The sequence below is a fragment of the Psychrobacter sp. GW64-MNA-CIBAN-0177 genome, from assembly GCF_040309585.1.
Classification (GTDB): domain Bacteria; phylum Pseudomonadota; class Gammaproteobacteria; order Pseudomonadales; family Moraxellaceae; genus Psychrobacter; species Psychrobacter okhotskensis.
The window spans coordinates 340,349-366,423 of record NZ_JBEOOY010000001.1; the positions used below are offsets into that span (position 1 = coordinate 340,349).

19 protein-coding genes are annotated in these 26,075 nt (G+C 43.4%); 13 read left to right on the top strand and 6 right to left on the bottom strand.

Annotated features, from left to right (window positions below):
• Window positions 1–5: 5 nt before the first annotated feature.
• The 3 genes from dapF to AAEY79_RS01370 form a co-directional block, all read right to left on the bottom strand.
• Complete coding sequence (gene dapF, locus AAEY79_RS01360; protein WP_025651919.1) at window positions 6–893, bottom strand: diaminopimelate epimerase; 888 nt, start codon at window positions 891–893, stop codon at window positions 6–8.
• A gap of 196 nt (window positions 894–1,089) precedes the next feature.
• Window positions 1,090–2,466, bottom strand: a complete 1,377-nt coding sequence (gene lysA / locus AAEY79_RS01365; protein WP_352286920.1) for a diaminopimelate decarboxylase — start codon at window positions 2,464–2,466, stop codon at window positions 1,090–1,092.
• Between the two features lie 65 nt (window positions 2,467–2,531).
• The gene (locus tag AAEY79_RS01370) at window positions 2,532–2,846 is read right to left on the bottom strand and encodes an LPS translocon maturation chaperone LptM (protein ID WP_352286923.1); all 315 of its coding nucleotides are present in this window, start codon (window positions 2,844–2,846) and stop codon (window positions 2,532–2,534) included.
• Between the two features lie 812 nt (window positions 2,847–3,658).
• Between AAEY79_RS01370 and AAEY79_RS01375 the strand changes: the two genes are divergently transcribed.
• From AAEY79_RS01375 to AAEY79_RS01420, 10 genes are all read left to right on the top strand, one after another.
• A complete protein-coding gene (locus AAEY79_RS01375; protein ID WP_352286925.1) occupies window positions 3,659–4,891 on the top strand; it encodes an acetate kinase in 1,233 nt (410 codons plus the stop codon).
• Between the two features lie 90 nt (window positions 4,892–4,981).
• Complete coding sequence (gene pta, locus AAEY79_RS01380) at window positions 4,982–7,129, top strand: phosphate acetyltransferase (RefSeq protein WP_025651914.1); 2,148 nt, start codon at window positions 4,982–4,984, stop codon at window positions 7,127–7,129.
• A 260-nt stretch (window positions 7,130–7,389) separates the two neighbouring features.
• Complete coding sequence (nadD, locus tag AAEY79_RS01385; RefSeq protein ID WP_352286928.1) at window positions 7,390–8,271, top strand: nicotinate (nicotinamide) nucleotide adenylyltransferase; 882 nt, start codon at window positions 7,390–7,392, stop codon at window positions 8,269–8,271.
• 131 nt (window positions 8,272–8,402) lie between these two features.
• Window positions 8,403–8,816 carry a ribosome silencing factor gene (rsfS, locus tag AAEY79_RS01390; RefSeq protein ID WP_037025541.1) on the top strand — a complete coding sequence of 138 codons (414 nt, stop codon included), beginning with the start codon at window positions 8,403–8,405 and terminating at the stop codon, window positions 8,814–8,816.
• 231 nt (window positions 8,817–9,047) lie between these two features.
• The gene (locus tag AAEY79_RS01395) at window positions 9,048–9,809 is read left to right on the top strand and encodes an MOSC domain-containing protein (protein ID WP_101211642.1); all 762 of its coding nucleotides are present in this window, start codon (window positions 9,048–9,050) and stop codon (window positions 9,807–9,809) included.
• A 156-nt stretch (window positions 9,810–9,965) separates the two neighbouring features.
• A complete protein-coding gene (locus AAEY79_RS01400) occupies window positions 9,966–11,327 on the top strand; it encodes an APC family permease (protein ID WP_025651910.1) in 1,362 nt (453 codons plus the stop codon).
• Between the two features lie 54 nt (window positions 11,328–11,381).
• On the top strand, window positions 11,382–12,263 hold the full coding sequence (locus tag AAEY79_RS01405) for an N-acetylmuramoyl-L-alanine amidase (RefSeq protein ID WP_352286932.1): 882 nt from the start codon (window positions 11,382–11,384) through the stop codon (window positions 12,261–12,263).
• A 371-nt stretch (window positions 12,264–12,634) separates the two neighbouring features.
• Window positions 12,635–13,381 carry a pyridoxine 5'-phosphate synthase gene (locus AAEY79_RS01410; protein ID WP_352286934.1) on the top strand — a complete coding sequence of 249 codons (747 nt, stop codon included), beginning with the start codon at window positions 12,635–12,637 and terminating at the stop codon, window positions 13,379–13,381.
• Between the two features lie 21 nt (window positions 13,382–13,402).
• Window positions 13,403–13,591: a hypothetical protein gene (locus tag AAEY79_RS01415; protein WP_352286936.1), complete on the top strand. Its 189-nt coding sequence runs from the start codon at window positions 13,403–13,405 to the stop codon at window positions 13,589–13,591.
• Window positions 13,592–13,702: 111 nt separating this feature from the next.
• Window positions 13,703–16,801: an ATP-binding protein gene (locus tag AAEY79_RS01420; protein ID WP_352286939.1), complete on the top strand. Its 3,099-nt coding sequence runs from the start codon at window positions 13,703–13,705 to the stop codon at window positions 16,799–16,801.
• A 147-nt stretch (window positions 16,802–16,948) separates the two neighbouring features.
• Here AAEY79_RS01420 and purL read toward each other — a convergent pair whose 3' ends face one another.
• The gene (purL, locus tag AAEY79_RS01425) at window positions 16,949–21,013 is read right to left on the bottom strand and encodes a phosphoribosylformylglycinamidine synthase (protein WP_352286943.1); all 4,065 of its coding nucleotides are present in this window, start codon (window positions 21,011–21,013) and stop codon (window positions 16,949–16,951) included.
• 377 nt (window positions 21,014–21,390) lie between these two features.
• Between purL and AAEY79_RS01430 the strand changes: the two genes are divergently transcribed.
• Together AAEY79_RS01430 and AAEY79_RS01435 are read left to right on the top strand one after the other, a co-directional pair.
• The gene (locus AAEY79_RS01430) at window positions 21,391–21,885 is read left to right on the top strand and encodes a pyridoxamine 5'-phosphate oxidase family protein (protein ID WP_350588301.1); all 495 of its coding nucleotides are present in this window, start codon (window positions 21,391–21,393) and stop codon (window positions 21,883–21,885) included.
• Between the two features lie 386 nt (window positions 21,886–22,271).
• Window positions 22,272–22,766 (top strand): pyridoxamine 5'-phosphate oxidase family protein, encoded by a 495-nt coding sequence (locus AAEY79_RS01435; RefSeq protein ID WP_352286946.1) that lies wholly within the window; start codon window positions 22,272–22,274, stop codon window positions 22,764–22,766.
• A gap of 99 nt (window positions 22,767–22,865) precedes the next feature.
• Here AAEY79_RS01435 and AAEY79_RS01440 read toward each other — a convergent pair whose 3' ends face one another.
• Window positions 22,866–23,660: a hypothetical protein gene (locus AAEY79_RS01440; RefSeq protein ID WP_101211650.1), complete on the bottom strand. Its 795-nt coding sequence runs from the start codon at window positions 23,658–23,660 to the stop codon at window positions 22,866–22,868.
• A gap of 551 nt (window positions 23,661–24,211) precedes the next feature.
• Window positions 24,212–24,892 carry a CDP-diacylglycerol--glycerol-3-phosphate 3-phosphatidyltransferase gene (gene pgsA, locus AAEY79_RS01445; RefSeq protein WP_025651901.1) on the bottom strand — a complete coding sequence of 227 codons (681 nt, stop codon included), beginning with the start codon at window positions 24,890–24,892 and terminating at the stop codon, window positions 24,212–24,214.
• 648 nt (window positions 24,893–25,540) lie between these two features.
• Between pgsA and AAEY79_RS01450 the strand changes: the two genes are divergently transcribed.
• Complete coding sequence (locus tag AAEY79_RS01450; RefSeq protein ID WP_025651900.1) at window positions 25,541–25,972, top strand: hypothetical protein; 432 nt, start codon at window positions 25,541–25,543, stop codon at window positions 25,970–25,972.
• The last annotated feature ends 103 nt before the right edge of the window (window positions 25,973–26,075 follow it).

The following is a 26,075-nucleotide window of genomic DNA, read 5'->3' on the forward strand; positions in this document are numbered from 1 at the left end:
GTCTATTAGCCTTCTGGATTGGGCTTGATGCCCGCTTGCGCCATTAAGCCATCTGGGCTAAATACGCCCTCATAAACAAAGGCGGTCGGCCCCGTCATCATGACCGAATAGCCCGGCTGCCATTTAATAATCATGCTACCGCCATAAAGTTGCGCGCGCACATCTTCGCCTTCATCAAGCCAGCCTTCACGGACACCGATAGCCACTGCTGCACAGGCACCCGTCCCACAGGCTTGGGTCTCACCGACGCCGCGTTCATAGACACGTAGGCGAATATGGCGCTGGTTCATCACTTGCATAAAGCCGACATTGACACGGTCGGGAAAGGCCGGATGCGATTCAATCGCTTTGCCCAAGGTTTCAACGTCAGCATCAAGTACATCGTCAACCTTGATCACCGCATGTGGGTTGCCCATATTGGCAACATAAAGCTGCACAGGCGTCCCATTAACGTCTAAATGAAAAGCGTTTTGGATTTTGGTGGTGGCTCGCGGGGTAAATGGAATCTCGCTTGGCTCAAATTTCGGCTTGCCCATATCGACCTCTACCCAACCGTAGCGATCAGTCGTCAACGAAATAATACCACTCGCCGTCTCAACACGCAGACGCTGCTTAAATGACAGCTTACGCGCTTGGACAAAACGGGCAAAACAGCGGGCGCCATTGCCGCACTGCTCAACCTCGGTGCCATCGGTATTAAAAATACGATAACTAAAATCAACGTCAGGGCGCATGGGCGGCTCAACCACGAGCAATTGATCAAAGCCAATGCCCAGATGACGATCACCCAATAATTGCACCAAGTCCTTGGTCAAGTCTAAGCGCTGAGTCACCAAATCGATGACCATGAAATCATTGCCCAGACCATGCATTTTTGTAAATTCTATGAGCATATCCTTGAGTCCTATCCTATTTTTATGTATGCGTTATATTAGCACGCTGTCAGATACAATGATAATTATCAGCACTATCAAATACTAAGTTATATTTCTCCCTTAAAACCAACACCTTGATAAATTTCTACCATAAAAAAACCCACTATCAGCACGATAGTGGGTTTTTTAATATTCAAATATCGCGGAAATAATATTAATCAGCTTGCCACAATGTCTCATCTGCATATAGCGCTTCAATGGTTTCACGTTTGCGAATCAATTGATGAAGATCTCCGGACACCATTACTTCACTGGCACGCGGACGCGAATTATAATTGCTACTCATGGTAAAGCCATAAGCACCGGCACCCGTTATCGCTAAAACATCATCTGTAGCGAGCGACAATAAACGGTCTTTTGCTAAAAAGTCCCCTGTCTCGCAAATCGCACCAACGATATCCCACGGCTGCATAGCATCAGTATCCAAGCCTTTATTCGGTAACGTTTCAGGAATCACCGCCATTTCAGCTTGGTACAAAGCCGGACGAATTAAATCGTTCATCGCCGCATCAACAATGGCAAAATTCTTGTGCTCAGTTGGCTTTAATACGTCAACTGTGGTCAATAAGATACCAGCATTGGCCACAATACTACGACCGGGCTCAAAGAATACCGTCAGGCCAAGTGCGCTTAATTTAGGCAATAACGCCTCGGCAAATTCATCGATAGAGACAGGCGTTTCATCAATATAACGTACCCCTAAGCCGCCGCCCAAATCGATATGACGTAGCTCGATACCTTTGTCACGCAGGCTATGCACCAGTTCAATAATTTTATCGAGTGCGGCAACAAATGGTGCAACTTCAGTCAGCTGCGAACCAATATGACAATCAATTCCAACGATATCGATATGCGATAACTCTGCTGCTTGTTGATAGACCGCGACCGCATCTTCGTGGGTTATGCCGAATTTGTTGTCTTTTAAGCCGGTTGAGATATACGGATGGGTCTTAGCATCGACATCTGGATTGACGCGCAGTGAGATTGGTGCAGCTTTATCCAACTGCTGAGCAACCTCATTGATTAAGGTCAGCTCACTAATCGACTCGACATTAAAGCAGCCAATGCCTTGGGTCAGAGCATATTCGATATCACTTTTGGTTTTACCCACGCCTGAAAAAACGACCTTGCTAGCGTGCCCACCTGCCGCCAGTACTCGCATGAGCTCACCACGCGAGACAATATCAAACCCTGCACCTGTTTGTGCTAATACGCCAAGAACGGCAAGATTAGAATTGGCTTTTACCGCATAACAAACCTGATGCGTTAGACTGGCGAAGCTATCAGTATAGGCTTGATAGACATCTAATATCGCCTGCTTTGAATACACATAACAGGGCGTACCATAATGCTTGGCCAATGCTGCAACACTCACCTGCTCCATATATAAAGCGTCGTCGCGATAGTGCAGTGCTGGTAAATGGGCGGTCAAGGCTTGAGGATCGACATACAATCCTTGCTCAGTTTGGGTCGTGACTGACTCACCAAGGGTGGAATCGGTGACGCCAGTTTGTTGCTCAGAATGACTCATATAAACTTCTCTAATTTCATCAGGTTATCAAGGGTAAAGGTTATCGATTGAATAGAGGACGTGTCCTAATAGTCGTTAGGATCGGTACTCGGCTCAGGCAATACTTGCTGCTGCTCTAGGTAGCGCTCTTTTTGATAGTTATCGTCATCGACACCAGCGAAGGCAGCGTCTTGCGGATTGCTGGTACTATTGAGTCTATCGGTACTCTCTTGCACGGTTTGGCTACTGGAATCTACTAAATATAAATCGCCTTTTTGCCCGCAGCCTGACACGCCAAGCATCACGCTACTGCCAATGAGAAAAGTATAGAAGACTCGGCGACTGCCGCCAACCAATACATCAGCAGATTTAGGCTTTAAAAAATGGTGTTTAATAAACATAGCGTAGAGGACCTTTAACGTTGCAATGCTGTGGAGGCGCTAAAATAAGCCGTATAAGTAAAAAACCAAATGAAAATTGGATCACCAAAACAGGGACGACACAACAAGGTTTAATCATAGCATTATTCTATAAAGCTGTGCGCATAGTGACTATAAACCATGTAGTAGCAATCATACTAGCATTGACACTAGCGCTCAGAAATCTATCGATTAGTATCACCCGAAAATCCATCAAGAATTGATAGTCATATTAGAGGCTGTTGAACATTCAAATATTAGGTCTACTGATATCCATTTTTCTTGCTTGCTGTGCCTGCGCAGACAGAGGCTACAAAAAATTGATATCATCGATACTGTCGCGTTTTTAGGGTATTTTAACTATAGCTGCAACCGTGTCTCTAAAAGCAATGTCAGATAACCGATTTTTTTAGCAAATAGCGAGATGAAAGTTCTTCGACAAACTTTCTTACAATTTATATTGCGAATGGGTTTAGTGCTTTAGCCGCTATTAAACACCAGTGATACTCGGTGTACAGTTGTATCAATTACACCCTCAGTACTGAATTTAAACCTTATCGTGGTCGTGGTATACGCACAAAAATATGTTACATTATAGTCAAACCTTGCAGCTGTGACGAGGCGCTCGCCAGCGACTCATCGACACTTATCAAGTATGGCAGTGCGAGAATGACCAAAATCAGCACTATTCTTGTTTGACCTATGTCAGCGTGAATACGGCTGGTTTTTGTTTATTTAACCCGTGTTAATCTATAATGATTCACCACTTATAAAATATAATCTAAGGATAGAGTATGAGCGCCGGCGTAACCACCACTTTTGACGATAAAAATTCTGACACATCAACCCTAACCAATCCTACCCTAGTACTTAACTGCGGTTCTTCTTCTATCAAATACGCGCTTATTAGCGATGACGAAACGACTCGTATCACTGGTCTGGCTGAAAACTTAGGCCTCGATACTGCCCGCATCAAACACACCACCTTAAACGGCGAAAAACTCGAAATCTCTATTCCCGGTGGTCGTCATAAGCTAGCACTACAAAGAATCCTTGAACTCCTTGAGCAGTATCACTTTATCGCGGTTGGTCATCGCGTGGTGCATGGTGGCCGTGAATACTCTGAAGCCGTACGCGTGGACGATCATGTTCTGGAAGAGGTAAAGCGTCTAAAAGTATTGGCACCGCTACACAACCCTGCCAATGCCTTGGGTATCGAAGCGGTACAAGCTATTTATCCTGATATTCCACAAGTGGTCGTGTTTGATACCGCCTTCCATCAAACCATGCCACCGGTGGCCTTTCGTTATCCGCTGCCAAAAGCCCTTTACGAAGAGCATAAAATTCGCCGTTATGGCTTCCATGGTACGTCTCATGCGTATGTGTCAGAACGCGCCAGCGAAATTACGAGCGCGAAAGGTCCACATGGTTGGCTCACCGCGCATTTGGGTAATGGTTGCTCAGCGACTGCTGTCTATGATGGCAAAAGTCTTGATACCAGCATGGGGCTGACGCCGCTTGAAGGTCTAATGATGGGCACGCGCAGCGGTGATGTAGACCCAAGCTTACATATCCACCTGAAGCGTCAACTGGGCATGAGCCTAGAAGAAATTGATAAAATGCTCAATAGCGACAGTGGTCTGCTCGGTATTTCAGGCTTATCAAATGATTTGCGTACCATTGAGCAAGCGGCTAACGAAGGTCATACAGATGCCAAGCTCGCTATCGAGATGTTCTGCTATCGTGTCGCTAAATATCTTGCCAGCTTAAGCTGTGCCCTACCTAATTTTACGGGCATTGTCTTTACTGGCGGTATCGGTGAAAACTCTCTCACCACGCGCACGCGCATTTTGGAGATGATGCCGCATTTTGGTATCAAAGTAGATGCCGATAAGAATGCTCATTTGGTTGGTGGTAGCGAAGGCAGTTTCCACGGTGATGGTAGCACCATTGAGCTGTGGGTTGTACCGACCGATGAAGAGCTCCGTATCGCCCAAGAAACCTGTCATGCTTTGGGTTTAAAATAAGTCTGATGGCTTTATGAACATTTAGACGTTTTTCTCATGCCATCAAGGATGGATTGAGCTTTAAAAATATAATAAACAGTAGGATACACTATGCAAACCATTTTACTTGTTCCTATCAGTCGCGGTATCGGGGTGACGTCAGCCGCGCTTGGTCTGATTCGCGCCTTTGACTATAACGGTATCAAAGCCGGATTTATGAAGCCGTTTTTGCAAGATGACACGCTGGATAAACAACACAGCTTGGACAGCTCAAGTGCGTTGACCATGCATGCTTTTGGCCTCAACCCACCTCAGTCTATCAGCCGTCAGCACGTCGAACGCATGATTGGGGATGACAACCTTGATGACTTGATGGAAGAGGTCGTCGGCAATTATCATACGCTTGGGGATGATTATGATGTGGTCATCTGCGAAGGCTTGGTATCAACCACCGAGACCTCTTATGCCTCACAAATCAACCGCGCGATTGCTCATGCGTTAGATGCCAAAATTATATTTGTCAGCACCGCTGATACTGGCAAGCCTGCCTACTTAGCCGATAAGTTAGATGTACACGCCCGCGAATTTGGCGGTATGGCAAGCAGTCGTACCTTGGGCTGCATCTTAATGCGCGTCCACGATGTACCCAATACTTTTGAGACCCAGCCGGTTGCTCCGGGTGAAGCGATAATCAGCTTGGACAGCACGTTCATACAAGAAGTGCAGCGGCTGTCACCGTTTTTTAATACCGAACAATTTCACTTAATCGGTGTGGTGCCATTTAGCGACTCACTATCCGTGCCACGTACTTGGGATATCGCCACCGAGCTTGACGCTACTTGGCTCAATGTCGGTGAGGCAAAAACACGTCGTATCAATCGTATCAGCTTAACCGCACGCTCAGTGGCACGCATCGACGAAGTCTTCAAACGTGGCACCCTGATCGTCGTCCCCGGTGATCGTGATGATTTGTTATTGGCTGCAGGGCTAGCCTGTATCAACGGTATCCCATTGGCAGGGTTGGTATTGACCGGTGGCGTCGTGCCAAGCCCGACAGTGGCTGAGCTTTGGCAATCAGCGCTCAAAACTGGCATTCCTGTCATGAGTGTCGAAAGCGACAGCTTTGAGACGGTACAGAGCCTCATGCACATGAGCTCTGAGATTCCAAGCGATGATGTGGCACGCGCGGAAGAAGTGGCTCGTTATGTGGCAGCACACTTGGATCTGAGCTGGATTAAAGCATACTTTAGCCAAAATCATGAGCCGCGCTTGTCTCCTTCGGCATTCCGCCATCAAGTGGTTAAAAAAGCCCAAAATGCCAAAAAACGCATCGTGCTACCAGAAGGCTCTGAGCCTCGTACTGTAGAAGCGGCCTGTATTTGTCAAAGCCGTGGTATCGCCAATTGCGTGCTGCTTGCCAAGCGCGCAGACGTTGAGCAAGTGGCTAAAAACCGTGACTTAACCCTGCCAGAAGGTCTAGAGATTCTCGACCCTGACACCCTCGATATGAGCAAATATATCGCTGCGGTCGTTGAACGTCGTAAAGGCAAAACTGGCGCAGACGTCGCTGCTGAATACCTGAAAGATACCGTGTACTTGGGTACCATCATGCTACAGATGGACGAAGTCGATGGCTTGGTTTCGGGTGCGATTCATACCACTGCCAACACCGTCCGCCCAGCATTCCAGTTGATTAAGACCGCGCCGCAGTACTCTTTGGTATCGTCTGTGTTCTTTATGCTATTGCCTGAGCAAGTGGTCGTCTATGGTGACTGCGCCATCAACCCAGATCCCAATGCGGAAGAGCTGGCAGAGATTGCCATCCAATCGGCACAGTCTGCAGCAGCCTTTGGCATCGATCCAAAAGTCGCGATGATTAGCTACTCAACTGGCTCATCTGGAACCGGTGCTGATGTCGAAAAAGTCACCCGCGCCACCCAAATCGTCCGCGAGCGCGCACCGAATCTAAAAGTCGATGGGCCGTTACAGTATGATGCGGCATCGGTCATGAGTGTGGGCAAGCAAAAAGCGCCAGATTCGCCTGTTGCTGGACAAGCCAACGTCTTTATCTTCCCAGACCTCAATACGGGTAACACCACTTATAAAGCGGTACAACGTAGCGCCAATGTCGTCAGTGTTGGGCCGATGCTACAAGGTTTGAATAAACCCGTGAACGATCTGTCACGTGGTGCCTTAGTCGATGATATCGTCTATACCATCGCCCTAACCGCCATCCAAGCGCATAGCGATCTTATTTAATCATTGCATGCTTTGGCTTAAAATCATGAGGCAATTGAGCCGATTATCACTATGATAGTCGGCTTTTTTAATAGGAATAAACCCTAGTCACAATTATTCTTAATCATTGGTTTCTTAGCAAGTTATTATCAGCTAATGACAACGGTGCGCCTGCCCTCTACAATGCAAGACTGGCTCATTTGCGTCGCTTATTTTCTTCTTAACTATTTATTTTTAGCCATCCTATTATTTTTAACAATCCATTTAATTTTAATAATCCTATGTCAGATATAGTCCTTCAGCAGAAAAAAGAAAATCAAAACACGACTGCACCCGCCATTCGTGCCTATTTGGGTGGCTCATTTGATCCTGTACATAACGGTCATTTGCAAATGGCGATGTACGTCTATCAGTACTTATTCCCGATAGCCAAGCAACAACAGCGCGCGCTGCAGGTGTCATTATTGCCCAATGCCCGCTCGCCCTTTAAGGATAAAAGCACCAATCCGGAGCACCGCCTAGCGATGCTAAAGCTAGCGACGCAAGAGTCGCCACTACAGATTAGTGAGCTTGAGCTGTGGCAGACGCCGCCCGTCTATACAATCGATAGTGTGCGCACGTTAAGACGACGCTACCCAAACGACAGCTTGATATTTATCATGGGCATGGACAGCGCGCGCAGCTTAGATAAATGGAAAGATGGACTTAGGCTGACAGATGATGTCAATCTCTGGATTTTTAATCGCGAGGAAAATGCTGAGTTTCGTAAAAATCTTCCTGAGACCACGTTACCAACCCCATTAAAATCGCAACTTCCTATGCCGCTGCCATCCTTAATTGTTGATTCAGTTACAGAGCTTGTGATACCGCCTACTCGACATTTAACAGACAGTCCTATCTTGAAAAGCAGTCATCAAGGTCGCATCTATCTAGACATGCGTCCTGTCTTAGCCATATCGAGTACACAGTTACGCCAGCAGCTACAGCAGGCTGCCCATCAAGTAAATATATTGTCCGCTGCCGAAACGCAAATCACACCTATACCGCCAATAAATGATATCATTAGCAATACTGAATTCAATCCATTCGCTAAATGGCTAAATCCTGCTGTTTATCAATATATTATTGCCCATCAGCTATATTCTGCTGCTCAATTCCGTTAAAATCGCCTTATCTTTGTTTTTTTGTCTATCCTATCTCCATACATCACTGCCTATATCGGTTCAGTGCGAGATGACAAATTGACGATTGACCCCTTTATTTTTAATATTTACGATTTAAGAGATTACATTTTATGATCAACACCATGAATGACGAACGCTTGCAAGAGTGTTTAACCCTTGTCCAAAGCGCTCTAGATGATATGAAAGCGAAAAACATTACCGTAATGGATGTCGAGAGCTTAACTGACGTAATGGAGCGCATCGTCATCGCTGACGGTACGTCTAAGCGCCATGTGCGCGCGATGGCTGATAGTGTCGGCGCTGAAGCCAAGCAAGCAGGCTTTATGCCACTTGGTCGCGAAGGCGGCATCGACTCTGACTGGACATTGATTGATTTGGGCGCTGTGGTCGTGCATATGATGACCCCGCAAGCGCGTGAATTCTATGACTTAGAAGGTCTATGGTCATCGCCTGAGCAATTGGCTGAGCTGGTCGCCACGCCGCGTGAAAAGAAAACAGCCGGTCGCCGCAATAAAAACAAATGATAGTGTTTATTACCTAATCAATAGAAAATGCAAAACCAAAAAGACCAGATACTTATTCTGGTCTTTTTTTATTTAAATTTTAGATTGTTGATAAACTCTAAAGCACTGATAAATTTTAAAATACTAAAACCGTATAATCAGATAAATGATTAGGCTAAGATAATACTCGTCATGACTCCCAACAATGACATCGCCATACCTCTAGTAAACCCCTATAGATTAGGAAAATTCATGAGCATACAATCCTTTAGCCAAAAAAATACCTCTGATTTTAACCAGCCTCTACCACTGCATATTGCCAACCTCACCTGCGTCCGTGCTGGCAAAGCCATGCCATTCGCCCGTGAACAGATGAGCGCTATCGACAAAGCGCCAATCAAAGCGCCCGTTACCGTCAACTTTATGGGCTTAAGCACCGATGAACAAGCTGACCGACGCCATCACGGTGGTCCGCTAAAAGCCGTGCATCAATTACCCATCGCTACTTATGACAAGATTAACGCTGAGTTTGGCTTAAAGGTGCGTATCGGTACTTTAGGGGAAAATCTGACGACCGAAGCGGTGAATGGTTTGCCAGAGATGGATGAATCGACTGTTTGTATTGGAGACGTCTATCAGTATGGGCAATATGATCAAGACAAAAAAGACAGTGAAGAAAGCGTGCAGTTACGCATCGTCCAACCACGACGACCTTGCTACAAAATCAATGACCAAATCGGACAGTTCACCAAAGTACCCAATATCGCTGCATGGGTGACTAAGCAAGGTATCGCTGGCTGGTACTTTCAAGTGGTACGTGATGGGCTGATTGACGCTGACTTGCCTGTCTATCTCATCGAACGTCCTTATCCGTTTGCCACCCTTGAAGCACTGTGGCAACTGTCGAACTCAAAAGAAAAATTTGACGCAGATGTCATTGAGCCATGGCTTGCGATTGAGTACTTGGAAGATAGCTGGAAAACCGTTTTGGCTAAAAAAATTCAAAAGGATTGAGAAAGCATTGCTCAGAAAAAACCGTTATGATGACTTTCTTATTTAGAATCGATAATTCTTACGCCCTCATAATGACAGCAAGGTTTTTCATGTCCCAAACTCATTTTATAATCAGCGGTATTTCGCTCTCATTTTCTAATAATCAAGGAGGATTATATGAGCGACAAGACTGAAAGTATCAGCTACCTGCAAGCGATTGCGATTAGCGTCGGCGCGATTATCGGCTGGGGTGCTTATGTCATGCCGGGCGATTTATTTTTGCCGCAGTCGCAGCTGTTAGGCTCTTCTGTTGCCATTATCATTGGTACGTTGGCCATTTATATGGTGGCGCGCGCTTATATTAATTTACTGACCCAAACGCCAGAGAACGAATCGGGCGGTATCTATTGGATTGAGAAGTATCTTAATAGAAAACACGCCTATGTTTATGGCTGGGGCGTGGCAATAGGCTATATCTCCATCGTCGCGCTCAATATATCAGCCGTTGCCTTGCTGTTAAGATATCTGCTACCGAGCAGCTTACAAATAGGCTATTTGTACACGATTGCTGGTTGGGAGGTCTACGCCAGCGAGGTGTTCCTATGTAGTGCCGCTATCATTTTATTCAGCTATATCAACTTAAAGGGTGTGCGCGTCGGGGCGAAAATCCAATTATATATCGCCCTATTTATGATTCTGTCGGTCAGCGCGCTATTTTTCGCCTCGCTTTGGGCGACGCCAACGACACAAGCATTTTTGCCCACGGATATGCAAAGTAGCTCGATCACCAGTTTGGCATGGTTGCCTATTCTGGCGGTGATGCCGTGGGCGTACGTCGGCTTTGAGACCACACCGCAGATATCCAAAGCGATTAGCGACTCAAAAACCAAGACCAAAAGTATCATCTTAATCTCGCTAGTCGCTGGTGTTTTGTTCTATTTTTTGATCAATTACTTTACCGCCCTCAATATGAACTTTGATTATCAAGCGATTAAAGACAGCAATTGGGCGACAGGTGAAGGCATAGACAATCGTATCGGTAGCATCGGTATTTGGCTGCTATCCATTGCCATGATTGGCTCGATACTGAGCGGTATCAATGGCTTTATACTATCGTCAGTCAAGCTGCTAGAATCGATGGGAGACTCGTCTTTATTACCCAGTATTTTTACTGATAAAAATCATCGATTTAGTAAGACGAAAACGGTGATGCTGATCGCTTTGGTATGTCTGTTCTCACCTTGGCTTGGCAGAAACTATTTGCTCGATATCGTTAGTATGGCTTCCTTAGGCATTACCGTTGGTTTTGCTTATGTTACGACTGCCGACCTCATCAATGAGCGCAAAAAGAAGCAAGCAGGTCTGCTAAATTATCTTTCGGTATTGATTAGCATCATCTTTATCTCATTATTACTGCTGCCCTTTTCACCCGCAGCGTTATCGCTGAATGCTTATATACTGTTAGGCTTCTTTATTATTTTGGGCGCAATTGGTTATAAAAGAATCATTCCAGTGAATGAGGGAAATAGCCTTCAATAATGTGCTAAATAAGCTGAAACAAAGCACCCTTTTACCTTTAACACAGAGTATTTCATGGCAAAAAATATTACCTCGATTGCGTTAGCGTCAGTATTAACACTGTTTATGACCCTGCCACTCATCGGCTGCGTGGCAACGACAGCGCCGCGTTATACGATCGACAGCGATACCTATCAAGCTACCGGTAAAAGCCAGCGCATCAAAACCATCATCCTGCACTACACGGTCTCAGATAATGACCGATCTATAAAAACGTTGACCACGGGTGAGGTCAGTGCTCACTATCTGGTTTTGGCCAATGACGATGACAAGATTTACAATTTAGTACCTGAGAGCGAGCGCGCTTGGCACGCGGGCGATGGCGGCTTTTCGGGTAGAACCATTCTCAATGACACCTCTATCGGTATCGAAATCGTCAACGCTGGCATTCAGCCCCAGTATAGAAATGCGCTAAAGAGCGACGACCTCGACTATCATCCTTACGAGCATTATGTGGCGTTTGATGAATTGCAGATTAAAAAGGTCGCGCAATTGGTACAGGATATTGCCACGCGCTATGACATCTCACCGAAGAACATCATCGGTCATGCCGATATGGCACCCTCGCGCAAGATTGATCCGGGTGCGAAGTTCCCTTGGCAACTGCTATATGAGCAATATGGTATCGGCGCTTGGTACGATGCCTTTGATAAACAGTTCTTTATGAATCAAGACGCGTTTGCAGCGGCAACGATACCTGAGATCAAGCAAGCCTTTCGCCGTTATGGTTATCAAATCAATGATACTAATGAATGGGATAAAGCAAGCCGTGATGTGATTTATGCGTTTCAGTTGCACTTTCGACCACAGCAGCCAACGGGCAAGATGGATGTGGAGACCTATGCTATCCTAAAAGCCCTGAATAAGAAGTATGCTGGTCGGGATGACTTCTACTAAAATTAGGTATTAGGCCTTAATAATTAATTGATAGTAGATACTAAATAAAATAGATAGTTCGTATTAGGGCGTGTCCTCATTTGAAAAATGGAGATAAAAATGAAATAAATTGCAGTCAAACAAGGAAAATAGCGCAGATAATATCGGGATATTACCTAGCTCTTTGACGATGTTTAACAAAATTTAGCCATTTTTAGCCCATTTAGAGGTTTATCGATTGAATTGAGGACACGCCCTAGAACGCGTGACTGAAATAATTTTTCTGGCTTGCTGTGCCTACGCTGTCAGAGGCTGCGAAACATTTATTCCAGTCACACTGTATGGTTCTTATATTGAACTGACTAGATAAACATAATGAAAAAGGAAATACTATGAGCACATTGTTTAGCGTAAATTTGAATAAATTGGCTTTAATCCGTAACTCTCGCGGTACTGACTACCCTAACCTGTTGACCTTTGTGAAAAAGCTGATTGACCTAGGTGTCAAAGGCTTTACCGTACACCCGAGACCCGATGAGCGACATATCAGATACCAAGATGTCTATGATATCAGTGCATTCTTAAAGGACTATCCAGAGATTGAGTTCAATATCGAAGGGAATCCAAACGAGCAGTTCTTAAAGATTATCCGTGAGGTAAAGCCGCATCAATGTACGCTCGTGCCAGACAGCGACGATCAGCTGACCTCTGATCATGGCTTTGATATCATCACTCACCATGAGTTTTTATCAACGTTAAGCAAAGAGCTACAAGCCTTTGGTACACGCTGCGCAGTATTTATCGACCCTGATATCGAACAAATCAAAGCGGTCATCGAGAGTGAGGTACAGACGATAGAGATGTATACCGAAGAATGGGCACGCGCCTACAGTAATGGTAAGAGCGATGACAAGTTTGATTTCGATGAGGTCAAGCAACGCTTTAGCGACTGTATTAATCTAGCCAATCAAAACGGCATCCGCGTCAATGCGGGTCATGATTTAAATTTGGATAATTTGGCTGACTTGCTCGCGCTTAGTGATATCGCTGAAGTGTCGATTGGTCATGCCTTCACCATCGAGTCGCTGGAGCAAGGGATGGATAACGTGGTGCGTCAGTATTTGAAGATTTGTGATTAAAGAGAATTAGGAGGAATCAATATGAGTGAATCAAAACGTGAAGAGCAACAAGATGAGCTTGAGAAATACTTGGAAGAAAAAGCCAAACAAGATCAGGAAAAAGAACAAGAACTTGAGCCGCTCTCTGCTTATGATGCTTGTGTGCTAAAGGAAAGTGCCAAGATTCATGAATTGATTGCTGAGGCTCGGAAGCGTTCAGAGGATGAATAGTTGGATGGAAATATTTTTATCCGCTAATCATGCGTTTACGGTAAAATCAACCTATGTTGATAAGTAATATAAAACTCAAACGTCATATGTAGAAATTAAAAAGGACTTACCATGAGCGCAGGCTTAATCAAACATCTAAGAAAGAAGACTGATGAAGACAGCAATACTAAAATACTGATGTCGCAATGGGAGTTTGATGAAAAGCTCGTCGGTAAGTCGCTTGAAAATGTGGGGAGTTATTATCCACACTTTAGTAGTCATAACGAATCGCACTCTCAGCAAATCCTCGTGAATATCGAGCGCCTGTTAGGTAGCAATATTGAAAAGCTGACAGCAACAGACACATGGTTAATCTTGGAAGCGTCTTATTGGCATGATATCGGTATGCTGTTCAATGCAGATGAAGTTCAAGAGGTATTTAAAGAAGATGATTTTAAAGAGTATGTCGAAAGTCTTGCTAATGACAATACGCAAGACTTACATGAATTTGCAAAAGTGTGGCATGAAGATGGTTGGAATAAAGCACTGGTTAATCATTCAGACCCACATACAGGTGTAGAAAAATACCGTCAGATGATTGCTGAATGGTATCGCCGTGGTCATGCTAAAAACTCAAATGCAGTAGTTTTAGATCCTTTTGAAAAGCTCGGTATTAGCTCTCCTCGCACTGAACTCCTTCCCAAGCGTATCTATCGTTATCTTGGTCAAATATGCTGGGCGCATGGGCTTGGTTTTGACGATTATGTGATGAAAACATTACCCTTCCGTCAAACAGGCATGGGCACAGAAAACTGCCATCCTCGTTTTGTCGCTTGCTTACTCCGTTTGGGCGACTTATTCGACATTGATGACAATCGTTTTTGTCCTGTCATGGCAAGGCAAGTCGGAAACATGCCGTCTTTTAGTGAAACGCATAAACATAAACATCAAGCGATTCGAGAATTTCAGCTAGACAACGAGACTGTTAGTATTACCGCTGTCTGTAGTACAGAAATGGCATATATTGAATGCCGCAATTGGTTCGATTGGATTCGTGAAGAAATCCAAAATCAAATGTCGCAGTGGAAAAACATTGTACCCAGTCGTGACTTTGGTTTACTCCCAACGATCAATAAACTTGATGTAGAGATGACTGATAAAAAAATTCTTCTCAATGATAAACCAATGAAATTCTCGCTAGATGAGCGTAGTGCTATTGAGCTATTGCAAGGTAATAATCTATATAAAGATGATATGAGCATCTATCGAGAGCTTATTCAAAATGCAATTGATGCAACAATGATCAGGGTTTGGCTAGAGCATGGACAAGAATATAGTACTAAGAAATTGCCTAAAAATGCTAATCCTTACGACGCAGAAACTCGTGAATTGTTTGCAGATTATCCTATCACCTTAGATTGTAAAAAAGTCGCTGATAATGAAGATTCAACGTTATGGGAGTTTAGTATTGAAGATAATGGTGTTGGTATCTCGCGCACAGACCTTGAGTATATGCAAAAGATAGCAGGCTCAAAGAATAACAAGGAAAAGCAAAAAAATATTCGACAGATGCCGCCGTGGATGCGCCCATCGGGAGAATTTGGGATTGGTCTTCACAGTGCATTTTTATTGATGAAAAACTTACCAGTTGAAAAGCAAAAAATACTTATCCTTACAAAAAGTCGCCTCACTCATGAAAGTTTGAAAATAGAATTAAATTCTCCCTTATCTGGTAAATCAGGATACTGCTTTATAGAAGAAATAGATGATTTAGGAGCGTATGGTACAAAGCTAATTATTATGGAAAGTTTATCAAAGAAAATAGAACCCTTAAGTAATTCATATTTCATCAATAGAAGTTTGTATAGCTTTAATGACCACGAGCTCAATATATGGAAAAAATTAAATAAAATCCATAGAACTATAACTAATAATACTATAAAACTAATAATTCCAAATTATAGAAATCAGGGCAAAGAAAATAGTATCAACTCTAAGATAGCTAATAGAGATAATATGTATTGGCATAAAGAGTCTAAAGTTGCTTTAAAATTTACTTTTTTAGAATATGGGGAACGATACAGTATCCATTCTTTAGGAAGAATTTATCGCCATAGAACCAACCCAAAAATCACATTATTTCATAAAGGTCAAATTTTAAAAGGTAATGTTACCTACTCCCCAGATGATAAAATCATAGGTTTAAAAAATAAAAAAATAATTAGCAGTATATTTAACATTGCCATTGATATATACCTGCCTGCTGGAGACATATTAAACCTTAGTCGCGAAGAAATTAAGGACGATGGTTTAGTGGAAAAGCTTTTAGTATCAGCATGCAATTCCTTCATTATTGATATTGAATCAAATAAGTATGACCCTATCATTTTATTTGAAGAAAATCTAAACAAAAAATCTCTTTTCCTTAAACTAATTGGTTGTGAACATGATGAAAACTGGAAAAACTTCTTAGTTGATGAGAATCTCACATTATCGAATGTTTTATCTAAAAAAATTATTAACCTTTACGATGTTGACAGTTCAGAAGAAAATCCTTACCGCGACTATATCGAAAATGGAAATATAGAAACTATTAAATCCATGTACTTCAAAGGTCTATTTACAAATGAATTATTTAGAAGACTATTGCATGAGCAAGGGTTTAAATTGTATTACATGCATGATACTTCAACGTTTGTACCCTGCTTAATATCTAAGATAAGCGTTAGTAATAATATGCTAATTCAGTCTGCTGAGTTTGACGAGTCAGCTCTCAAAAACACTAGTATTGATTCTAAACTTATAGATATAAAAGATATTTTAAAAGAGTTTGTGAAAAAAATTAATGGCGAAGGCTTTGATAGAGGATTATTAGATTGTTTAATAAACTTTGATAATCTAGATTTAAAATTCATACCTGAGGATTGTAGGGAAAAAATATCAAGCGGACTTAGGATAGAGTCAGGTGATATTGATTTCATAGTTTTCCCTTACATATCAATAGATGAGAAAATTATTGAGCTAGATAATAAATACTTATTTGAATTACTTCAATCGCATATTACAAAAAACTTTTCTTCTTTTGATGAATCTTATAGCTTTTTTAAAGATTCTATAACTACCTTAGCTAAAGAAAAATTTCCTGATTGGTATGAAGCATATATTATTGGTAAGGACTTCAAACCCCTAGATCTTACTCATTTAGATAAGCTCCATAAACCAACCATTTAAAGATATAAAACAATTATTTATAGTTATTTAAAGGCGGGAAATAGCTCCGCCTACTTCTTAAAACTCAAATCCCAAATACAAAAAAGGTGAGCTTTGCGCCCACCTTCTCATTTTAAAAAACAGCTGTCTAAAATTACTCAAACCAGCTTATCTTAACCAAGCCCGCGCATTACGGAACATACGCATCCACGCGCCGTCCTCATCCCACGCTTCTGGTTTCCAGCTATGGTTATAGGATTTTAAGTTACGCTCAGGATGCGGCATCATAAGCGTGACGCGACCGTCAGTGCTACACAGCCCCGTGACACCGCCGAGCGAACCGTTTGGATTGAGCGGATAAGTCTCGGTTGGATGACCTTGGCTATCGACATAACGCATCGCCAATTGACCGTGTTTTGCCATACCGTCAATCTCGGTGGTATTTAGCGTGGCATAGCCTTCACCGTGCGCCACCGCAATCGGCAAGATGCTGTCTTGCATGCCTTTGAATAAGATAGACTTGGTACGCTCGACTTTTACGTTGACGGTACGCGCTTCAAAACGCGCTGATTTGTTAGCAACGAAGCGTGGGAAGTTTTCTGCACCTGGGATGAGGTCTTTTAACTGAGCCATCATTTGACAACCGTTACAGACACCTAGTGAGAAGGTATCAGGACGGGCAAAGAAGCGGACAAACTGCATGCGTAGCTCGTCATGGAACAAGATAGAGTTCGCCCAGCCAGAGCCAGCACCCAATACATCACCATAACTAAAGCCACCACAAGCGACCAAACCGTCGAAATCACGTAGATTGATGCGACCACTGAGTAGATCGCTCATGTGTACATCGACCGCTTCAAAGCCAGCTTGGGTAAAGCCTGCTGCCATTTCTGTCTGACCATTGACGCCTTGCTCGCGCAGGATAGCGACTCTTGGTTTGCTGTTATCAGAATCAGCACGGCTGTTTAAGTAGGGTGCTTCGACTTTTTGATTGAGGTCAAAGTTTGGCGCTGCGATAAGACCTTGGTGGCTAGCATCGCTAATCAAGTCATATTCTTGCTGTACGCAAGCTGGATTGTCACGACGACGCGCGATTTGATAGCTGACCTGACTCCATTCTTGTTGTAATTCGCTACGGCTAAAGCTTAGAGTTTCATTACCCATGTGCAAAGGCGTTTGGATAATTAAGCTGTCTTCTTCCGAGCTTTGACCAACTAGGCTGAGCATATCGCTAACGTTAAATTCTTCTGCCAATTGCATTAATGCGGCGACGTTTTCAGGCAAGACTTGGATGACCGCACCCAGCTCTTCACTGAACAGCTGACCGAGTAAGTTATCATCAGTTAATGACAGCTTGATACCTTGACGACTGGTGAATTGCATCTCAGCAATCGTTGCAAGCAAGCCACCATCACCGATATCGTGATAGGCGCTGATGACGCTTTGTGCCCCCTCATTATGACTGGCGGCTTGGATAAAGTTGAAGAAATCGATTAAATCGCTTGGTTTATCGAGGTCAGGACATTCATTGCCCAATTGACTTGCCGTTTGCGCAAGGATTGAGCCACCTAGACGTAATTTACCTCTAGATAAGTCAATACGGTAGAAGGCGCTATCACCGTTAATAAGTTCAGGCGTTAGCGTTTTTGCCACGTCAACGACTGGTGCAAAAGCAGTAATCACGAGGCTCATTGGCGAGACCACTGATTTGTCTTGGTTTTCACCATTATCGTTAGCATTGTCAGTCCAGTTAGCACGCATAGATAGTGAGTCTTTACCGACTGGGATAGCGATACCGAGTGCTGGGCAAAGCTCTTCACCGACGGCATGTACGGCGTCGAACAATGCAGCATCTTCTATGTCATCACCACACGCGGCCATCCAGTTCGCTGACATCGTGATATCAGACAATTGAGCGATACGCGCACCAGCGATGTTAGTAATCGCTTCACCGACTGCGAGTTGTGCCGAGGCTTTTGGACTGATAAGTGCAACAGGCGTACGCTCGCCGACACTCATTGCTTCGCCAGTCATTGGCTGACCATCTAATGCCACTAAGCCAGAAGCCGTCACTGCACAATCTGATACAGGCACTTGATAGCGACCCACATACTGATCACGCACGACCATACCTGTGATAGAACGGTCACCAATGCTAATCAAGAATGACTTGCTCGCCACGGTTGGGTGACGCAATACATCAGTGATTGATTCAGCTAGATTCACATCACCAAGCTCTAATGCTGGTAACGTGCTCTCAGTACGCTCAAAGCTGCGTTGCATTTTCGGTGTACCACCAAGCAGTACTTGCATCGGCATATCGACAGGCTGATCATCTAATAACTCATCATCAAGGATCAGCTGACGCACATCAGTCGCCGTGCCTAAGATGGCATATGGGCAGCGCTCACGGACGCATATCGCATCAAACTGCGCTTCGCTCTCGGGATGAATGGCTAAGACGTAACGCTCTTGCGCTTCATTTGACCAAATCGCCATTGGTGACATGCCAGCTTCTAGCGACGGAATGTGACGTAGATTGAGCACTGCACCCATCTCATGATCGTTGACCAATTCTGGCATCGCATTGGATAGACCACCTGCCCCGACGTCATGTAGCGAGACGATTGGGTTGCCATCTTTACTGTTATTACTCACATCGATATCGTTGCCAGACTGCCCATTACCAGCTAAGGCCCAGCAGCGATCGATAACTTCTTGGCAGCGACGCTCCATCTCAGCGTTATCGCGCTGCACAGAAGCAAAGTCTAAGCCTTCATCAAGCGAACCACTATCGACAGAAGAAGCCGCACCGCCGCCAAGACCGATTTGCATCGCAGGGCCACCAAGGACGATCAATAAATCACCCTGGCGAATGGGATTTTTCTCAATCAGGTTGCGTTTGATATTGCCGTAACCCCCTGCCAGCATGATGGGCTTATGATAGCCGCGCATCTCGCTGCCGTCTTTTGCCGCTGAAGTGTCCAATTGGAAACTACGGAAATAACCGCATAAGTTTGGACGCCCAAACTCGTTAGAGAAATTGGCTGAGCCTAATGGCGCTTCGGTCATAATCTCAAGGCTGGTTGCCATACGATCCGGCGTGCCATAATCCTTGGTGCTAACCTGACCTGACTGCTCCCATTTTTCTGCTAGCTCTGGAATGTGTAAGTGTGACACGTGAAAACCTGTCAGACCCGCTTTTGGTTTACCGCCACGACCCGTTGCGCCCTCGTCACGAATCTCACCGCCTGCACCTGTCGCTGCACCAGCATAAGGGGCAATCGCGGTTGGATGGTTATGGGTTTCGACCTTCATTAAGATATCGATAGCTTCTTGATGGAAGCCATACGGATGCGCTGAATTAGGATCTTGAGGATCGGTAGGAATCGGGTAAAAACGCATCCCTTCTGCCCCAGCCATCACCGCCGCGTTATCTTTATAAGCTGACAAAATACCTTGTGGATTCGACTGATAAGTATTCTTAATCATTTGGAACAGTGATTTCGGCTGTACTGCACCATCGACTGTCCATTCAGCGTTAAAGATTTTATGACGGCAATGCTCTGAGTTCGCCTGTGCAAACATCATCAGCTCAACGTCGGTTGGATTGCGCTTTAGCTCATTGACGTACGCATTCATCAAGTAATCAATATCTTCGCTCGATAGCGCAAAGCCAAATTCTGTATTGGCTGCTTCTAGTGCCGTACGACCTTGTCCAATCACATCGATATGATTAAGCGATGCTGGCTGCTCATCATCAAACAGCTTATTCACCTCATTTAAATCATAAACCAAGCTCTGCGTCATACGGTCAAACAATAATTGCTCAGCGGCTTTAGGTAATGTGTTATTGGTTGCACCTACCTCACCGTCTGTTTTTGCATCAATCGTTAGGGTATAAACGATGACGCGCTCGACACGGTTAATCTCAATATCACAGTTATTAAAGATATCGGTCGCTTTACTGGCCCACGGCGATATGGTGCCAAAACGCGGTGCAACGATAACTTGTAATTGGTTATCTTGCGGCGCGGCAAGTTGGATATCTTGCTTAATGCCAAACAGGTCCAGCGCTTTTTTCTGCTCATCACCTTCAAGCGTCCGTGATAGCACATAAACTTGCTGAGTATGGATGTGGCTGACATTTAGCTCGGTTTTTTGCTGGAACTGACTGATGAGTTGCTGCGTCTGAAAATCGGTAAGAAACGGTTGTCCGGCGATGGTCATCATAAAGGCATAATCCGTAAGATCAAGGCATCTCTGCCATGCAAAGTAAATGGTCTGCGTATTATAACAAGAAGCCCTGTAATAAGCAGGTAAAAGCAGGATAAATTGCCAACAAAATGCGCTAACGGCTCAGACAGCTTTTTACTCAATCATTGTATATTTTACAAACACTCACATCGCATTACGGGCAACCTATATAAATGCGTGGCGTGCTATCGGTATTCTACAACGAGCTAATAATGATAATAATTAATAGCGATTGGTATTCAAAATAACGGGTGATTCGAAACAGCCGATCATTCGGAATAACTGGTCATTCAAAATAAAAAGCAGACCCTCAATTTAAAACCATCATAATTTTAAAAATATAAGGATGTACCATGAGTAAGCAAGAGAGTATCGACAAAATCCAAGCGGTCATTAAAGACGTAAAATTTGCCATGATGAGCACCATCAATAGCAAAGGCGACTTGCACGCTTGGCCAATGACCACCAGCGAGACCAGTCTTGGTAGCAAAGAGATTTGGTTCATCGGTGATAAGTCATCAGACGTGGTAAAAGACATTCAAGATAATCCAAAAGTCGGTCTATCTTATGCCACCCAAGATGATAAAAATTACGTTTCTATCAGTGGTAACGCTGAATTATCGACCGACAAAGCCAAATTGGATGAGCTATGGTCACCAGTCTACAATGCATTCTTTGAGCATGGTAAAGAAGATCCAGAGGTACAACTGATCAAGGTCGTTCCTCATGGTGCTGAGTGCTGGTTAAGCGGTAGCACTACTGTCAATATGTTCAAAATGGCTGCGGCTGCTTTACAAGATGGCAAAACCGCTGAAGGTATCGGTGAGCAATTTTCCGTCTCTCTATAACCTTTTATAATATTTTATAGCCTTGTGATATTTTTATTTAGCGTGAAACTTACTTAGCACGACTTTTATTAATATAAAAAAACATGAGCACTTTGATCGTCAGTAGGGTTTTGCCTGCTGGCGTTTTTTATGGGTCAATTTTGATTATCATGTGTGCTTAAAAAGTCTATCGTTATAAACTTACAAACCTTCACAGCCCATTACAGACCACCTGTATAGTTCTATTAGCTGATTTAGCTATATTGATAACTGGTTATAGATTTATAAGAAATGTCGTTAAAGACAAGTAATTTTTATAACGTTTCGATTTATATCGGCATCGCTTTTTTAGTTACTTTTTAATAACTTTCAAACCCTAAAATCTTAAATAGTAAAGGATAACTATTATGAATAAACAAGCGCAAATGGACACCATTCAAGCGATGGTAAAAGACATTAAATACACCATGATGACCACACGCAATGGCGAGAACCATCTGCATTCTTGCCCGATGAATACCACTGAAACCAGTATTGGTGCCAAAGAGATTTGGTTTATCGGCCATAAGCCGTCTGAAACTGTCGATAACATTAAGCAAAATGCAGAAGTAAATTTATCATATACCACGAAAGGCGATGATAAGTATTTGTCTATTTCTGGTACCGCTGAATTGGTCGAAGATAAAGAAAAACTCGATGAGCTATGGTCGGTTATGTATAACGCTTATTTTGAACAAGGCAAAGAAGACCCCAAAGTTCAGCTGATAAAAGTTACGCCGCATGGCGCGGAGTATTGGGCCAATGGTAATGCGATTGCCAGCGCGGTCAAAATGACGGCGGCAGCGGTAACAGATACCGCTATCGAAAAAAGCTTAGGTGAGAATTTTTCGATCGAGCTGTAGTATTTTCATGATTAAGTAGAAGCAAAATAATTGGAGATACAAGTAATAAAAACGCCAGTGGCTTGATGCGACTGGCGTTTTTATTACTTGTATTCGTCACTATTGCGGTGGTTTCGCGTAGCCATCGTCTGCTGGGAAAGCTTGTGGCTGTTTTGATTTTGGTCTCGATTGCTTAGGATCATAAAGCTCATAAATGACCGTGCCAATCACCCCAGTATTTTCTATAGAACCACTATCCGTATTGGCGGCATAGGCGTTATCTGGCTTGCTGAAAATAAAAGAAGCGACAGCGCTTTGACTCTTACGGAAGCCTTCAATGACTAAATCGTCGTTAGGCTCTAACACATAACCGCTGTCATAACGGCTGGCAGTGCTACCATCGAGGACATTTAAGCCATCGACACTAGCGACGATTTCATAAGTATTGGCACTATTATTGCGATACACCAGACGGTAGGCTTCGCCTGCTTTTCCTTGCAGATAATAGTTACCAGCGTCACGATATAAAGGCAAAGTACCCATATCCGTCGCCACTGAAAAATCAACTTTACCCGCTACTAACGATCGACTATTTAGGGCACGACCTTGATAATTTTTGTCAGCATAAGCAACTTGCATCTGCTCGATAGGTTCGTCACTGGTACGACGTAGGTCAACAGTGGTCACAGCCGAGTCCACATCATCACCCCACTGAGTGCCCAAGCGCTCTGACTCCGTAGCGTCTTGTACCGATGCTTCTGCCTGTCGATTTGCAGCCATGTCTTGCGAGGCTTCTGCTTGTGTACTTTGTGCTGCATCGGCTGTTTCTTGTTGCATGCTTGGCGATGAAGAACAACCGCTTAATAACCCAAGCAATAAAAGGGCAGCGACCGACTGTTTTTTGTATATTGCCATGTCTATTTCCTTATTCTGATGACGTTTCATCGTACCTTTATCCAGTTCTCTTGTATTTTGTTTACTATTTTGAGTATAGCTTAACAATACATTCAAGCAAAGTTTAAAATAAATTGGCGATATTACACATAGGGTCAAAATATCCTAAAAACGCCACGGTATTGCTGATATATCGATATGACTTTTCACTCACTATATTAGGGTCTGTTGAACATTCAAATATTAGAACTGCTGATCGCTAAAATCGCACCAAACTAGGCGTAAACCGACGATAATGTCGAGACCTTAGCTAGGTTTATAACAACGTTTGGGGTGGTTTTAGCATCAGCCTTTCAGGGCAGGACTATTTTTTGCCAATACATGGCGAAATTGTCTAACCTAGAATGACTAGGCGTCAAAAATTTCACTGCGCATTGTCTAAAAAATAGCCACTGCCAGTGCCACATTTGAATGTTCAACAGACCCTAAAAATTAAACAATAAAAAACGCCAGTGGCTCGATGCGACTGGCGTTTTTTGTGCAGACTCAAATGACTGTTAAATCAAAAAAAGCTAACCGCTTTGCTTTAAATAAGGCCACGCCGCTTTTAGATAAATAAACATCGACCACAAGGTTAAAATCACTGCCGCGACCATCAATACATAGCCGATCATTTCGAGCGATTCCCAGTTGAGTAGCAATACCGTGATAGCAATCATCTGAAAAGTGGTTTTTAGCTTACCCACATAAGACACTGCCACACTGGTACTTTTACCCAGCTCCGCCATCCATTCGCGTAATGCCGACACCGCAATCTCACGTGAGATAATCACAATCGCAGCAATCGCCATAATGATATTGGGATGCCACTGTACCAATATAATCAGGGCGGCTGCGACCATGAGTTTATCAGCGACGGGATCCAAAAAGCGGCCAAACGCGGAGACCACATTCAGCTTACGTGCAAAGTAACCATCTAGCCAATCAGTAATCGCTGCTAAGATAAACACGCCAGTCAATAGTAAGTGACGTAATAAGCTGTCGCTGAACTCACTCATACCAACCCGGGCGATGACGTTATCCGATATGGCTGGCATCCCGATACCCATGGCTGGTGGCCAGTAGGCAATCGCCACAAATAGCGGAATCATTAAGATACGCGCAATCGTCAGATTATTGGGCAAGTTAAAAATACTTTTGGTATTTTGTGCACTTGACGGTTCCTGCGTATGCACTTGCGTATGGTCAGTCATGGCAAACCCAGTTTAGTAGAGACATAATAATGGCGGATAGCTTAGCATTTTTCCAGCAGGTCGTCATGCCATCTCTTTATGTATTGTTTTTTTTCATACTCAAAAACGTCAATTACCTTTTTTTTAGAACACCAATTATTGACTAACAAAAGCTGAAAGGCTTATAGCGCCATGTACTGCACCTAACCTTGGTACGCCATAAATACTTGTCATTGAGTAAGTGAGATTATTTATTGAATAAAAGTTTTTCAAAACATGACAATGTATGAGATCACCTAAAAACGTAATGTCATGTAACCAAAAGAGTCAAATAAGAATTATTTACGCTATGATAGCGAGGCTAATAAAACAGTTGTACACTTAGAATTGTAAGCAGATATATATACGCATTGAATTATCAATGATTACCCTAATCTCAGTTGAACAATAGCAAAGAAGACCAATAACAAGAAAACCAATAATAACAAGTTACTATCACTGCCCTGTAGTCCATCTACACGATCAGTTTTCCTCAGCCCACAGCACCTCCTCTGTGGGCTCTTTTTTGTCTGTAATTTATTGATTAATGCTTCATCTACCAAATATAGTTTGGAAATTTAATTTTTATATGCTAAAAATAGTATATCTTATCAATTAGAGGTAGAGACAATGAAATCACTGACAACTAAAGCCCTTTTATTAGCTTCATTGTTCGTATTTATCACCCCTTCTTATGCTAGCGATTACCTGTGTAGTTACACCACCAGAATTTCCGATAGTGATAAGTACAATTCAAGCGGTGCATTACTAGCGAAAAACTATAGCAATACCGCAGTTGCCAGTATTCTAAGGCAAGATAGAGCAAACTTCTATGTCTACAATAAGGAAGACAGAGAAGATGAGGCAGACTGCTTGTTTAGCACTAAAGAGGCGCGAGCAAAGATGCAAAAATCTCTCACCTCAGGTAGCATACCGCAGTATGCTAAGAAAATAGTAGTAGATGACAATCCTCTTCTTTACGTAGATGTCTATCATGACCACATCGATGTAAAAATCCTTGAATCAAACTACTATGAACCAGCCAAAAGCACTATTCGATAAGTTAATGAATGCGAGTATTTTTAATCAGCACGCAGCTTTTGCTTTGTGTGCTTTTATTAACGAACATAGTTTTTTTGACATGATGCATTGCTCATTAATTGAT

Excerpts from the sequence above, each read along its gene's own strand:
- dapF (WP_025651919.1), bottom strand. The coding sequence starts at position 893 with ATGCTCATAGAATTTACAAAAATGCATGGTCTGGGCAATGATTTCATG.
- lysA (WP_352286920.1), bottom strand. The coding sequence starts at position 2,466 with ATGAGTCATTCTGAGCAACAAACTGGCGTCACCGATTCCACCCTTGGT.
- AAEY79_RS01370 (WP_352286923.1), bottom strand. The coding sequence starts at position 2,846 with ATGTTTATTAAACACCATTTTTTAAAGCCTAAATCTGCTGATGTATTG.
- AAEY79_RS01375 (WP_352286925.1), top strand. The coding sequence starts at position 3,659 with ATGAGCGCCGGCGTAACCACCACTTTTGACGATAAAAATTCTGACACA.
- pta (WP_025651914.1), top strand. The coding sequence starts at position 4,982 with ATGCAAACCATTTTACTTGTTCCTATCAGTCGCGGTATCGGGGTGACG.
- nadD (WP_352286928.1), top strand. The coding sequence starts at position 7,390 with ATGTCAGATATAGTCCTTCAGCAGAAAAAAGAAAATCAAAACACGACT.
- rsfS (WP_037025541.1), top strand. The coding sequence starts at position 8,403 with ATGATCAACACCATGAATGACGAACGCTTGCAAGAGTGTTTAACCCTT.
- AAEY79_RS01395 (WP_101211642.1), top strand. The coding sequence starts at position 9,048 with ATGAGCATACAATCCTTTAGCCAAAAAAATACCTCTGATTTTAACCAG.
- AAEY79_RS01400 (WP_025651910.1), top strand. The coding sequence starts at position 9,966 with ATGAGCGACAAGACTGAAAGTATCAGCTACCTGCAAGCGATTGCGATT.
- AAEY79_RS01405 (WP_352286932.1), top strand. The coding sequence starts at position 11,382 with ATGGCAAAAAATATTACCTCGATTGCGTTAGCGTCAGTATTAACACTG.
- AAEY79_RS01410 (WP_352286934.1), top strand. The coding sequence starts at position 12,635 with ATGAGCACATTGTTTAGCGTAAATTTGAATAAATTGGCTTTAATCCGT.
- AAEY79_RS01415 (WP_352286936.1), top strand. The coding sequence starts at position 13,403 with ATGAGTGAATCAAAACGTGAAGAGCAACAAGATGAGCTTGAGAAATAC.
- AAEY79_RS01420 (WP_352286939.1), top strand. The coding sequence starts at position 13,703 with ATGAGCGCAGGCTTAATCAAACATCTAAGAAAGAAGACTGATGAAGAC.
- purL (WP_352286943.1), bottom strand. The coding sequence starts at position 21,013 with ATGATGACCATCGCCGGACAACCGTTTCTTACCGATTTTCAGACGCAG.
- AAEY79_RS01430 (WP_350588301.1), top strand. The coding sequence starts at position 21,391 with ATGAGTAAGCAAGAGAGTATCGACAAAATCCAAGCGGTCATTAAAGAC.
- AAEY79_RS01435 (WP_352286946.1), top strand. The coding sequence starts at position 22,272 with ATGAATAAACAAGCGCAAATGGACACCATTCAAGCGATGGTAAAAGAC.
- AAEY79_RS01440 (WP_101211650.1), bottom strand. The coding sequence starts at position 23,660 with ATGGCAATATACAAAAAACAGTCGGTCGCTGCCCTTTTATTGCTTGGG.
- pgsA (WP_025651901.1), bottom strand. The coding sequence starts at position 24,892 with ATGACTGACCATACGCAAGTGCATACGCAGGAACCGTCAAGTGCACAA.
- AAEY79_RS01450 (WP_025651900.1), top strand. The coding sequence starts at position 25,541 with ATGAAATCACTGACAACTAAAGCCCTTTTATTAGCTTCATTGTTCGTA.